The organism is Microbulbifer maximicatervae (SeqCode) (assembly GCF_052467615.1).
The window spans coordinates 397445-410468 of sequence record NZ_CP174319.1; the positions used below are offsets into that span (position 1 = coordinate 397445).

The following is a 13024-nucleotide window of genomic DNA, read 5'->3' on the forward strand; positions in this document are numbered from 1 at the left end:
GCACTCTCACAATATTGCGTTACTCTATGAACTAAGGGGTGCGAGAAAGGTTTTCGTTGCCGGCTGCGTGTACGACAATATTGTCTTCAATACGCACGCCGCCGTAGGGGCGGAAGCTGTCGACCTTATCCCAGTTAACCTCGGCAGCGAGGTCTGAGTCTTTTAGCTCTCCCAATAGGCTATCGATAAAGTAGAGTCCAGGTTCGATGGTAAATACCTGGTTCTCCTCGATAGTTCGGCTGGTACGCAGGAATGGGTACTTGGCCGGTGGGGGTGTCGTGCCTCCATCGGGGCCGGTCTGGTGACCGCCGACATCGTGTACCTGGAGGCCGAGGAAGTGACCCAAGCCGTGTGGCAGGAAGGGGCGAGTTAATCCGGATTCCACGGCATTCTCGGCAGAGGTTTTGATTATGCCAAATTGGGCCAACAGCTCGCCCACGTTTAAGTGGCACTGGCGATGTAGTTCTGGGTAAGGCAGGCCAGGTTTGAGGCCGTCTACCAGCTGCAACTGCTTTTCATCCATGGCCGTTACCAGCTCTGCGAACTCATTATCGGCATAGGCGTAGGTGCGAGTGATATCAGAGCAGTAGCCATTGCAGTCAGCACCCGCATCGATCAGGAAGCTTTTCAGCTGCGGCTCAGGCAGCCGCTCAGTAGACAGGTGGGTGTAGTGCAGGATTGCGGCGTGTTCATTCAGGGCAACAATGTTGCCGTAGGGCATACGGTTCTCGCCCTGGCCAGCAGCGCCCAGGTAGGCTTGATTGATCTCAAATTCACTGGCGCCACTGCGGAAAGCCTGTTCGGCGGCGCGGTGCCCATTGACCGCAATACGGTTCGCCTCACGCAGGCAGGCGACCTCATAAGGCGTTTTATAAGCGCGGGCCCAGTGCAAGCGGTTGATCAGAAGCTCCGGATTTTCCTCCCCCAGTGACCAGCCTTGCAGCTTGTCGCTCTCACCGATAAAAGCGGCATTCTCCGAGCTCAGGAACGCCTGGGCATCGGCCGGCTTGCTCAGTAGCTCGATATCGTAGAAATCGCTCCAGAAGGTCTGGGGTGCCGGCGGTACATAATGCCAAAAGTCTACTGGACGGTAGAACAAAAGCTTTGGCTTTTGTCCGCGCTGATAGATAACCCAGCTGTGGGGGTTGTCGGTAATGGGAACCAGTGCCTTAAAGTGGGGATTCACCTTGAACGGGTAATAGTTATCGTCCAGGAACTGCACCCTGGGAGCGCCACTGAATACGTTGAGGGTATCAAACCCGCTCTGCTCGAGGATTTCGTCGTAGCGGCGGCACAGGGTGGCCATATGATCGGCGTAAAGGTTTTTATCCATGTTCTCCCCGGAATGGATCGCTGAATCGTAAAGTCGGCATAGTGTATAGTCTGGACTCTGGATATTTGGCCTGAAATTTGACCATGGAAAAGAAGATACTGCTGACCGACTGCCCCGATGATAAGGGGCTGATCGCAAAGATTACCAATATTTGCTACAAGCACCAGCTGAACATCATCAAGAATGATGAGTTCGTGGACCGGGTTGAGGGGCGCTTCTTTATGCGCACTGCCCTGGAGGGTATCTTTAACGATGCCACCTTCCTGGAAGATCTGGATATGACACTGCCCCAGGGCGCAGAGCGTCGCTTGGTATCCATAGAGCGGAAGAAACGCCTGGTGCTGATGGTTACCCGCGAGCCCCACTGCCTGGGGGATATCCTGATGAAGTGCTATTCCGGCGCTATGGATGTGGAGATCGCGGCTGTTATCGGCAATCACCCGGATCTGGAGGGGCTGGTACAGAAGTTTGATATTCCTTTCCACTGTATTTCTGCAGAGGGGATGGAGCGCGGAGCTCACGAGCAGCAAGTGGCCACCTTAGTGGATGAGTACAACCCGGATTATCTGGTGCTGGCCAAGTATATGCGCGTGCTGACCCCTGATTTTGTTGCTCGCTATAGTGGACGCATTATCAACATCCACCATTCTTTCCTGCCCGCATTTATCGGAGCCAAGCCCTATCAGCAGGCCTACGAGCGTGGAGTAAAAATTATTGGAGCCACAGCGCACTTTGTTACCGATGATCTGGATGAAGGGCCGATCATTGAACAGGATGTAATACATGTGGATCATGCCTATTCTGCAGAAACCATGGCGGATGCAGGTAGGGATGTCGAAAAATTGGTTTTGACTCGAGCGCTGCAACTAGTTTTGCAGGAGCGAGTGTTTATACACGGAAATAAAACAGTGGTATTTAAATAGAAACGCAGTAAACAATACTAACTTTGCGCTCGATGTAGTAAAGCAGGTTAGTGTTTAGAGAGGATTTTGAGTGAATAATAAAAATATTAGCAGTTTTCAGGCCCGCTTATTTATTGCCGCTGGCCTAGCGTTACCTATTTTTCTCAGTGCCTGTTCCAGTAACAAGCCGATTCCCGGAATGAAAGAGTCGTTTGTAACTAAGATTGCTCAAAACGGAGCTAAGCGTTTTACATTTACTCTTGAGAAGGATCGACAGGATCTTCCTCCCCCAGTTTCAAACCAGCCTAGTTCTCAACGTCGAATGCAGCGGGATACTATCGGTTTGGGAGGCCGTTCAAGTGACCGTGTAGAGCTTTATTTAGATTGGGCTCTCGAACAAAAGATGTTGGAAACCGGTTTCTGTGAGCGTGGCTATTTTGAAATTGAACGGGTTATTTCTGCAGATGGGGGTGAGGTGCGGGGAGAGTGCCGAGAAGGCGCTTTTTAGTGTCTTTTCTGCTTGCTAGACCTGTGCAGTAATTCAAGCCGATGTAAAAAGACAGGGGCTCTTTACCAGCTATTGCAGATAATAATAATGAAGTCTGAATCAATATTGGAAATGGTGTCTACCCAGCAGATTATTGCGGTTTTTGATTTAATATCAGATATTATTTTTTGGGTGAAAGATGATTCTGGTTACGTAGTACATTGTAACCGAGAGTTTATTGAGCATGTGGGATGCAGGTCCCTTAATCAGGTTGTGGGCCGCTCTGATATGGATTTTTCCCCCTCTTATCTCGCAAAAAACTATATGCGTGATGACCAAAGAGTGATGGAGGGTGAAACGATTACAGATCGACTGGAGTTAAATATAGGGAAAAGTGGGGAGTTGGTTTGGTTTACGACATCCAAGCGCCCACTAAAGAATTCCACTGGAAAAATTATTGGTACCTATGGCGTAGCTCGCGATCTTAATGAGACGGTCAAAACGCTCTCCAGAATGGATAAGCTGAAAAAGCCTGTTGAATATATTAAAAATAATTACAGCCAGCCGATTACTGTCGAACAGCTAGCAGAGGTGGCCAGTTTGTCTGTTAGCGCACTTGAGAGGCGATTTAAAAAGTATTTGGAGAAAACTCCAATGCAGTTTGTCAGGGAGGTTAGGTTAGAGAACTCTCGTCGTATGCTGGTGGATACTCAGCGGCCAATTTCTGAAATCGCATACCGTGTCGGATTTCCATCTCACAGTTACTTCAGTAGACATTTCAAGACCATGTTTGGGCAGCTTCCCGCTATTTATAGAGAAGAAGTCCAGTCTCAACTTTGAATGCGATAGGCCATTCCTGAACTACTTAGAGATGGATAATCAATAGAAGTTTTTTGTTGAAATGGTTTGGTGCTGGCTTTCTTCTCTTTAAATATAGTTTATCTATTTGTTGAATATCCTGTAAATCCATAATCGAATTTTGTCCTTTCATACCTTCTAATACCTTTCCCTTAGTGTCCTCCAAAATTCCAAACGCCGATTTTGTTCTATTCCTGTCTCAGTTTCTATTACCCCCTTATCCCGTTTTTTTCTTAGGGTTTTAGTGCTCAACAAGTGGACTGTCATTACGGGGTTTAGGGTCCCCTGACGGTTTCTCGCCCCTCTCCAACTTGGAGAGGGGCTCTTTTAAAAAACTTATAAGAAAAGAAAGTTGGGATACTATGAAAACAGTCAAGAATAATAGACGAACCACGGTCAAAATCTGGAGCCGGGAGATTAAGCAGAAATCGCTAGTCTCCGCTATTTCATTAGCCATTAGTAGCGTGGCGATTGCTGATGATATCTCTGAGAAAGACAAACCGATGGATCATATTGAGGTAATCGGAATTCTTGAGAGTAATACCAGAAACCTGGAAATTAAGCGGGATTCTAATGCTATTGTAGACGCGATAACCGCCGAGGATGTGGGCAAGTTCCCGGATAAGAATGTTGCAGACTCTCTTCAGCGCGTGCCAGGGATCACAATTACACGCAGTGGTGGAGAGGGTAGTCGAGTCAGTATTCGTGGCACCAGTGCCGAGTGGACCTTGACTCAGTTAAATGGAAACTACATTGCAACCTCTGATGGAGAAGCGCCATCTCGAAGCTTTAATTACACTTTGCTGCCATCCAACATGATTAGCAAAGTAGAAGTTTACAAAAGCCCGGAAGCTAGAATTGATGAAGGAGGAATTGGCGGAACGGTTATTCTACACAGTCGTAAGCCTCTGGAAATGGATTCTGGTGAGGGTGTTATAACTACTGAAACCACTTACTCAGATACTAATGAGCAGTGGGAGCCTCAATATAGTGCTTTTTACTCCTGGAAAAATGAGAGTGAAACCTTTGGTATCCTGGCTGGCTATACCAAGCAGGACAGAACCGTAACCTCAATTGAAAACTACGCGAGCCATTGGCGATTCCATTCAGATACAGTTGAAGGTGCTGAGCGTCCGGCAATTGTTGACCAGGAAACTGGTGAAGTTTACAACAATGTTTGGGCGCCCAGGGCTATGGGTATTGGTAATCATGAGCAGGATAGGGCCAGGGATGGTTATCAAATTACTACTCAATGGCGGCCAACTGAGCGCTTGGAATTTTCTCTGAACTATTTCGGTTCCCAGTTAGGGTACGATACCCGTAGTCAGAATCTCACCTTAGCTGAATGGAATGATAACCATAACCCCTACTTTGGCGTTGAGCTGGAAGGGGATACCGTAGTTACCTATGGCAACGGTGATAACGGCCTGCTAAATGCTGATAACTGGGGCGATGCTGATGTCAATGGTGGTGTCGAGGTAGAGCGAGGTTTAATGTCTCCGCAATTGACCGGGCAGGATAGCTACGGTGAATCAGAATCTCATACATTCGACCTCGAAATTCTGTATGAAGGTGACTCTTACACAGCAGCAGTGAATATAGGGCGCAGCTCTGCAAAAGGAGGTGTCTCCGAAAGAATCATGGCAAATATGGATGCACGTTATGGTTCCGTAAATAGTTGGCTGTGGTCTATTGCCGACGGGGAACCTAGCTACGAAATCTCTACAGATCTCACCTCGGATCAGGAGGCCTATCCATACTATGACTGGTTTAGTTCTGACGCTACCCAAAATCGGGATAGAGAAGATTATTATCAGCTTGACCTGGGATTTGATACCAATTGGGGAATAGTTAACAAAATCTATGTCGGTACTAAATATCGGGATCATGAAGCTAAGTCCCTAAGAGATACTTTCCTGTGGGATGACGGTATTTCGGATAACGGTGGTTATCGTGGGTGGTTGTCGGGTACCGAATGGTTCCACAACCCGGATTTTCATCCAGACACTTCAATCTTACTTGGCGGCAGCGTAATCGATAATAGCGCAGGCGATACCGGGGCTATTAACTATCTGCCTTTTGATATAGATGCGCTTAAAGCCTACGTTAGTGATAATTTTACCCGGACTGTAGTTCCTGTCTTATCCGGTACCTATACCATCGAGGAGAAAATATTTTCACTTTACGCACAGGCAGATTTTGAATGGGAAGCCTTCCGGGGTAACTTTGGTGTCCGCTATGTTAATACCGACTTAACTACCTCGACGTACGATGACATCATTGGTCAAGAGACAGATATCACCAATGCAAATAACCGAAGTGCTGATAGTGAAAACTTCCTGCCAAGTTTGAATATTGCCTGGGATCTAACTGATGACCTTGTAATACGATTTGCTGCAGCAAAAACCATGTCTCGAGTTAGTTATGCTGATTTGGGGCAGGCTGAGTCTTATGGCCCCCCTGTAAATATTAACTCGCCGGATTCTTGGACCGGCCGTGGGACTGGCACTTCAGCAAATACTGGGCTAGAAGCGATGCTTTCCAATCAATTCGACCTGGGAATTGAGTGGTATTACTTTGATGCTTCCGCACTTGGGGCAACATTATTTAGTAAGGATATCAGCAACCTTCCTATAACCACAACTGAAGTTGTATTACGTGAGCACAATTGCTGCAATGGACCCATTGAAGTCGACATGACCACAAAAACGGGTGGTGCTGAGGCAACTTCAAGAGGCGTTGAGCTGTTTGCACAACACGCGTTCGAAAGTGGTTTTGGTGTAATGGCAAATTATACCTACACCGACACCAGTACTTCAGGGGTGTTTGTTAATGGTGAAGAAACTGAGGCAGAAATTCCTGGAACGGCTAAGCACCAGTACAATCTTTCCGGTTATTATGAAAATGATTTGTACAGTGTGCGAGCATCTTATAACTGGAAAGATGATCGAGCTGGGGGGCTTCACCAAGGGTATAATTTATACGATAAAGCTTATGGGCAGCTTGATCTTAATGCCAGCTTTACCTTTAATGAAAACCTCAATTTCACGGCATCTATCATTAATTTAACGGAGGAAAAGGCAGAGGGGTTCTGGAAGCAGGAAAACAGAATGACTTATTATAATTACTCTGGGCGCAGACTATATATTGGTGCAAACTATAAATTCTAATACCTCGTTGATCGTAGTATTGGGTGTAGAGTGTAAGCTCTACACCATTTTTTTTGACTATCGATATTAGATTATAGAATTTACATAACCACATAATAAAAATGAGCATAAATATGAAACAATCGACACGTAGAGCAATGCAGGCTGCTTGTGCCACCATTTTATTTCAGACTGGTGCATACGCAGATATTGAAGTGGTCAATTCGGATGACTGTCCCTCGGACACTACAACAGTAAGCTATTCTGAAGCGCTTAATTATCCTAATGAATTTTGTGATCTTCTCAATAATGGTGATTTGGTTGGTTTATCAGACGGGTCCTCAATAGAACATCTGGGAAATAATTGCCAATTGACGAGTAATGAAAGTCGCCAATTATCCATGACATTGTGTAAATCCGAACCTTCAGCGCCTCATGTTGTTAGTGGAAGCAGCTGTGCAACTGATGCAAGCCCGGTCACCTATCTTGAGGCTCAAATCTATAAGGATGAGCTGTGTTCCATCCTGGGGGACTGGGAAATTGCAAATCTTGCCGATAATGCCTCCATGGATGGCAGCGGGTATGGGTGTGGTTCACGTAAGAATGAAATCCGTGAGCTGGGCTCAACTCTGTGTAAATCTGATACTCCTCAGGAAAGTGTGTCAGCGCCTAAAGTTGCTTACGTAGAAGTTAATAGTAATAACCTGGGCAATGCAGGCTGCTTTACAGAGAGCGATGGCAGCCAGTTGTTTGATATAGCTGTGATCTTCGCGGCAAATGTTAATTACGATGGTCAGAAAGCTGTACTGCATTTTAATGACCAAGTGTCAGACTTGCTCAATAACAATTTGAGTACAGTACAAGAATTGCAAGACAAGGGTACGAAAGTGGTGCTCAGCGTTCTCGGAAATCACCAAAATGCAGGTTGGTCCTGTTTTGCCGATGAGCAGTCCGCTGATGACTTTGCTCAGCAGCTAAAAGATGCCGTGGATCAGTATGGGTTGGATGGTATTGATATTGATGATGAGTACTCACAGTGCAGCCAAACCTATTCTGACTCCTTGGTAAAAGTGACTAGTGCATTGCGAGAGAAGATGCCTAACAAAATTATTTCTAAAGCACTTTGGAGTGATACCGATGCTTTTCAGGCTGAATGGAATGGGAAGAAACTGGGCGACCAATTAACTTATGGTTGGGAGATGAGCTATTGGTTGGGCTCAAGCTGTACTTCACGAATCCAGAAATATATCAATCTGGGTGTTGATAAGTCTAAGCTAGGTGTTGGAGCTTCCACTGTGATGAATGGTGCATCTACTGCAAGTGCTTTGGCCTCCTGTAATGAAAATAATAACCTTGGTGGTGGCACTATGATATTTAATGTGACTAAAGATTCTAGCAGTTACCTTTCTACAATATGGCCAGGTACTTCAGCGCTTCCTAATTGCCTTAAGTAGTTCAAAAATATTGATAGTTATGATTTAGTTAATTTTCTTTAGTAAAGCTATTTCGGAGTGGGTAGTAAACACTCCGAAATACAATCCTTATACTCGGCTCCCAAGGAGTGATTTCTGGTTCTTACCAGATGCACCTATACTATTCCTTAATAAAGCCCTTTTTAAAGAAGGCCTCATTGGGGTGTGGCTTTTTCTTTGCCATTGCTTCCATATGAGCTTTCTGTTCTGCTTTCGCTTGGTTTTTCTTTTTCCTACAGGGGCGACAACGAATCGCAGAGGTCTCAAAGTCTCCCTTGGCGATTTCATACCACCATTTTTGTTGCTTTGCCGTCCATACTTCATCTGAGCCACAATCTTTACATTGAAATTCTCGATCCAAGTAGTAGAGAGGAGTATCAATGTAGTAAGAGTGGTGCACAATTGCTGCCCTATCTACCGCAATAGCCCAGTCGGGAATGGGGCCACTGAACTGATCAAGGATCTTGCCTCTATTTAACTTCTCTATTCTTTTTCTTCGAGCTTGCTTAATTTCGGTTCTTCTTTGTTTGCCGCTTTTCATTGGGTGTTCCTTACCATTGATTGAGATGAAAAGGGGAAAGCTTTGCGGGTGGTGCGAAGGTTAAATAGGCCTAATAAAAACGAAAAAGCGGGCATTAAGCCCGCTTTTAAATCCACCTGTGAGAGTGTTAGATCTTACTCAGCGTAGCTCTCAATCGGAGGGCAGGAACAAATCAGGTTGCGGTCGCCGTAGACGTTGTCGATACGGTTAGCAGCGGGCCACACCTTATGCTCTTTTAACCACGCCGCCGGGCGTGCAGCAATATCCCGGGAGTAGCTGTGGGTCCACTCACCGCTCATTACATCCTCAAGAGTGTGAGGGGCATTGTGTAGTGGGTTGTCCTCAGGGGTGTATTTACCGCTGGTGACATCTTCCACTTCCTGGCGAATTGTCGCCATAGCCTCGATAAAGCGATCCAGCTCACCCTTGGATTCGCTTTCGGTAGGCTCGATCATCAGGGTGCCGGCTACCGGAAAGGACATGGTGGGGGAGTGGAAGCCAAAGTCCATCAGACGCTTGGCGATATCCTCTTCAGTGATGCCGCTGGCTTCCTTGAGTGGGCGCAGGTCAACCAGGCATTCGTGGGCAACAAAGCCATTGGTACCGGTGTAGAGCAGGGAGTAGTGTTCACCCAGTTTCTTGGCTACGTAATTGGCGTTCAGGATCGCCATCTCGGTAGCCTGCTTCATACCCTGCTTACCCATCATACGGATATACATCCAACTGATCGGCAGGATGCTGGCGGAGCCCCAGGGAGCGGCGGAGATGGTGCCGTTATCCAGATTGGTTTCCGGTACTTCAGTCACCGGGTGGGCCGCCAGGTAGGGCTTCAGATGCTCGCCAACAGCGATCGGACCCATACCGGGGCCGCCGCCACCGTGAGGAATACAGAAAGTTTTGTGCAGGTTCAGGTGGGATACGTCACCACCGAACTGGCCCGGAGCTGCGACGCCGATCAAGGCGTTCATGTTGGCACCGTCGATATAAACCTGGCCGCCAGCCTGGTGAACCAGATCGCAAACTTCGCGGATACCTTCCTCGAACACCCCGTGGGTGGACGGGTAAGTGACCATCAGTGCGGCAATGCGGTCGCCGTGCTCTTCGATTTTGGCTTTCAGGTCTTCGATATCCACATTGCCTTTATCATCACAGGCAACCACAACCACTTTCATACTCACCATCATGGCGGATGCCGGGTTGGTGCCGTGTGCAGAGGCGGGAATCAGGCAGATGTCGCGCTGGGTTTCGCCCTTAGCTTCGAAGTACTTCTTGATAGCGACCAGGCCTGCGTATTCACCCTGGGAACCGGCGTTGGGCTGCAGGCTCACCGCATCGTAACCGGTGCAGGCGGACAGCATCTGCTGTAGCTGGCGGAACATTTCCGCGTAGCCTTCCGCTTGATCTACTGGCGCGAAGGGGTGCAGCTTGCCGAACTCGGGCCAGGTGACCGGGATCATCTCGGCGGTGGCGTTCAGCTTCATAGTGCAGGAGCCCAGGGGAATCATGGAGTGATTCAGGGCGATATCCTTGGCTTCCAGAGACTTGAGATAGCGCAGCATCTCGGTCTCGGAGTGGTAAGTGTTGAACACCGGGTGAGTTAGGAATTCAGTTTCGCGCACCAGGGAGGCGGGTACACCCAGGGAGCCCTTGCTTGCAATTTCGCTGTCCAGAGTATGCAGATCGATGCTGTGTTCGGTGCCGATAAAGGCATTGATCAGGTCGGACACATCTTGCAGGGTGGCGGTCTCACTCAGGCTCACACCCAGGGCGTCTTCACCAATTTTACGCAGGTTGATCTCAGCGGCCAGGGCGCGCTGGTAAATCTCTTCCTGCTTGGCGCCAACGGTGACATTCAGGGTATCGAACCAGCTGTCGTGGGCCAGATTGAAGCCTTCCTGCTGCAGGGCGGAAGCGAGAATATCTGCCAGGCGCTGGATGCGGGCAGCGATGGTTTTCAGGCCTTCGGGGCCGTGGTAAATCGCATAGAACGCGCTCATCACCGCCAGCAGTACTTGGGAGGTACAGATATTGGAGTTGGCTTTCTCGCGGCGAATATGCTGCTCGCGGGTCTGCATAGCCATGCGCAGGGCACGCTTGCCTTTGCTGTCGACGGAAACGCCGATAATACGACCCGGTGCGGAGCGCTTGTAAGCTTCGCGGAAGGCGAAGAAGCCTGCGTGGGGGCCACCGTAACCCATGGGGATACCGAAGCGCTGGTTACAGCCGACGACTACGTCCGCACCCATATCACCCGGTGCCCGCAGGGCTACCAGGCTCATCAGATCTGCGGCCACGGTTACCAGGGCGTTGGCTTCGTGGACCTTGGCAATAATATCGCTCAGGTCGCGTACACGGCCGGTGCTGCCGGGGTATTGCAGCAGTGCGCCGAACAGCTCGGCGGGAATATCTTTTTCCACATCGCCGACCACGACTTCGAAGCCGAAGTGTTCGGCGCGGGTCTTAACTACGGCGATAGTTTGCGGATGGCAGTCCTGGTCCACAAAGTAGACGTTGGACTTGTTGCGCTTGACCTGGCGCTTACACATGGCCATGGCTTCTGCGGCAGCGGTGCCTTCATCCAGCATGGAGGCGTTGGCCAGTTCCATGCCGGTGAGGTCCATAATCATCTGCTGGAAGTTCAGCAGGCCTTCCAGGCGCCCCTGGGCAATTTCCGGCTGGTAAGGGGTATAGGCGGTGTACCAACCCGGATTCTCCAGCACGTTGCGCAGGATCACATTGGGGGTAATGGTGTCGTGGTAACCCATACCAATAAAGGTGCGGTAGATCTTGTTGCGCGCCGCGATATCTTTCAGCTCTGCGAGGGCCTCAACTTCATTGATCGCGTCGGCCAGATCCAGCTCATCGGTCTTGCGAATGGCTTCGGGCACGGTTTTCTCGATCAGCTCTTCGAGGCTGGCAACTCCGAGGGTTTCCAGCATGGCCTCTACCTGTTTGGCATCGGGGCCGATATGGCGATGGATAAAGGCGTCGTGTTGTTCCAACTGCTGCAGCGATGGTTGGGTCATAAACTTCGTTCCTGTAGTCGCAGGGAGTCGTCGCGGTGCGCTCGCGGTTAAAAATAGCACCTGGCCTCAGTACCGCTTTTCCTGTGGAAAGCCTCGGGCCTCCGCGTTGCGGATAGGCGAGGGTAACGCTTGGGAAAATCGGTTTGCAGGCAGCCCCAGTGTCGCAATACGGAACCAAAGGGGAAGCCGGGCCATAGCGGCAGGCGCGCATCTTAGCAATCGGGGCGAGTAGGGGCAATCTGCGGGATTTGAGCGAGGAAACTGCTAAATTTGGGGCCAAAAAGTAGGTTTAATCCTGTGAAATGGGGGTTGAGGCGATTTTGTACTGTGCTGAACTAAGCGAGTGATGCGTATAAGGGCGAGGAGTGCTTAGGAAGTGGTGTGAAAAGATTCCATAGGGCTCATAGATAGTCAGCTCTACTTACCTCGAAGGCAGCGAACTTTTCCGCCAGCATTTCACTTGGAGATCCATTTAGTTGGGCGTAGTTAAATTCTTGCTTTAGAGATTGTCGATGAATTCATTAAAGCAACTTTAGTGAGGTCTACTCGTAGTACAAGTGAGTTGTAAGCTTTTTGGGGCAACGAATATGACTGGCTAGGTGGGGAAGTGGATATATCTTTTAGTGAAGTGTCCCATTGTTTATTGTGAAAGGTAACTGCGCAATTGTGTTGCAGTACGAGCATTTCCAACTTGGATATCTGTTTGATCTGCTTTTTGAATTAAGTGAACACTTCATATGTTCTAACATTGCTGAAATTATTAGATTGCATAGGCAGGTTCCCAGTGGAAAGTAGAGGATTATTGTTTACCGTTGATGAAAGTTACAAAATAGCTGCCGAATGGGTAACGGGAGTTAATGCCGATCAAGTTACGCCTTTACAGTATTATCTATCCGAAGAGGAAGTTAAGGGGAATCCATCCGGTTACCTGAGGGAAGGAGAGCATCAGGCTATAGCAAAATTGCGCCGAGTTAAGGTGGTGGAAGACTTGGCTAAATTAGGTTTTGTTCCGGGAAGCCCCACTCCTCCATTCGCTTATTATGTAATTGCTGGCCAACCCAGTGCCTTTAATTTTCCTGAAACCCTGTATTATGAAATCCGACATACTTTTGAGGACATGGGGTGGGAATATACTGGGTGTCCTCACGATCGGACGGAGTATTGAACATTACTTATAGGTAAAAATGGCGAATTTCACTTATGGTGTCTGTTACTTGATCTGACAGAACGCTCCAGTGTTCATCGGGATCTGCCAG

Annotated in this window: 9 protein-coding genes; 6 read left to right on the forward strand and 3 right to left on the reverse strand. The window is 48.6% G+C overall.

Translation table 11 applies throughout. From position 1 onward, the window contains the following. Positions 1 to 31: 31 nt before the first annotated feature. Positions 32 to 1333, reverse strand: coding sequence for a Xaa-Pro dipeptidase (pepQ, locus tag ACJJIM_RS01770; protein ID WP_444912192.1), 1302 nt, complete (start codon positions 1331 to 1333; stop codon positions 32 to 34). 83 nt (positions 1334 to 1416) lie between these two features. Here pepQ and purU point away from each other — a divergent pair, with 83 nt between their 5' ends. The 5 genes from purU to ACJJIM_RS01795 all read left to right on the forward strand — a co-directional run bounded on the left by purU (position 1417) and on the right by ACJJIM_RS01795 (position 8183). Continuing rightward, positions 1417 to 2256 (forward strand): formyltetrahydrofolate deformylase, encoded by an 840-nt coding sequence (gene purU / locus ACJJIM_RS01775; protein WP_282934112.1) that lies wholly within the window; start codon positions 1417 to 1419, stop codon positions 2254 to 2256. A 70-nt stretch (positions 2257 to 2326) separates the two neighbouring features. After that, a complete protein-coding gene (locus ACJJIM_RS01780; protein ID WP_444912193.1) occupies positions 2327 to 2743 on the forward strand; it encodes a hypothetical protein in 417 nt (138 codons plus the stop codon). 87 nt (positions 2744 to 2830) lie between these two features. Next, positions 2831 to 3562, forward strand: a complete 732-nt coding sequence (locus tag ACJJIM_RS01785) for an AraC family transcriptional regulator (RefSeq protein ID WP_413664535.1) — start codon at positions 2831 to 2833, stop codon at positions 3560 to 3562. A gap of 380 nt (positions 3563 to 3942) precedes the next feature. Then, positions 3943 to 6750: a TonB-dependent receptor gene (locus ACJJIM_RS01790; protein ID WP_413664536.1), complete on the forward strand. Its 2808-nt coding sequence runs from the start codon at positions 3943 to 3945 to the stop codon at positions 6748 to 6750. Between the two features lie 101 nt (positions 6751 to 6851). Continuing rightward, on the forward strand, positions 6852 to 8183 hold the full coding sequence (locus ACJJIM_RS01795) for a glycosyl hydrolase family 18 protein (RefSeq protein WP_444912194.1): 1332 nt from the start codon (positions 6852 to 6854) through the stop codon (positions 8181 to 8183). A 139-nt stretch (positions 8184 to 8322) separates the two neighbouring features. On the opposite strand, the gene ACJJIM_RS01800 is transcribed toward ACJJIM_RS01795, so the two are convergent. Continuing rightward, positions 8323 to 8742, reverse strand: coding sequence for a zinc-ribbon domain-containing protein (locus tag ACJJIM_RS01800; protein ID WP_444912195.1), 420 nt, complete (start codon positions 8740 to 8742; stop codon positions 8323 to 8325). 134 nt (positions 8743 to 8876) lie between these two features. After that, complete coding sequence (gene gcvP, locus ACJJIM_RS01805) at positions 8877 to 11768, reverse strand: aminomethyl-transferring glycine dehydrogenase (protein WP_413664539.1); 2892 nt, start codon at positions 11766 to 11768, stop codon at positions 8877 to 8879. 784 nt (positions 11769 to 12552) lie between these two features. Between gcvP and ACJJIM_RS01810 the strand changes: the two genes are divergently transcribed. Then, positions 12553 to 12933, forward strand: coding sequence for a hypothetical protein (locus tag ACJJIM_RS01810; protein WP_413664540.1), 381 nt, complete (start codon positions 12553 to 12555; stop codon positions 12931 to 12933). The last annotated feature ends 91 nt before the right edge of the window (positions 12934 to 13024 follow it).

Bases quoted from the DNA above. Each gene is read 5' to 3' on its own strand.
- pepQ (WP_444912192.1), bottom strand. From the start codon at position 1,333: ATGGATAAAAACCTTTACGCCGATCATATGGCCACCCTGTGCCGCCGC.
- purU (WP_282934112.1), top strand. From the start codon at position 1,417: ATGGAAAAGAAGATACTGCTGACCGACTGCCCCGATGATAAGGGGCTG.
- ACJJIM_RS01785 (WP_413664535.1), top strand. From the start codon at position 2,831: ATGAAGTCTGAATCAATATTGGAAATGGTGTCTACCCAGCAGATTATT.
- ACJJIM_RS01790 (WP_413664536.1), top strand. From the start codon at position 3,943: ATGAAAACAGTCAAGAATAATAGACGAACCACGGTCAAAATCTGGAGC.
- ACJJIM_RS01795 (WP_444912194.1), top strand. From the start codon at position 6,852: ATGAGCATAAATATGAAACAATCGACACGTAGAGCAATGCAGGCTGCT.
- ACJJIM_RS01800 (WP_444912195.1), bottom strand. From the start codon at position 8,742: ATGAAAAGCGGCAAACAAAGAAGAACCGAAATTAAGCAAGCTCGAAGA.
- gcvP (WP_413664539.1), bottom strand. From the start codon at position 11,768: ATGACCCAACCATCGCTGCAGCAGTTGGAACAACACGACGCCTTTATC.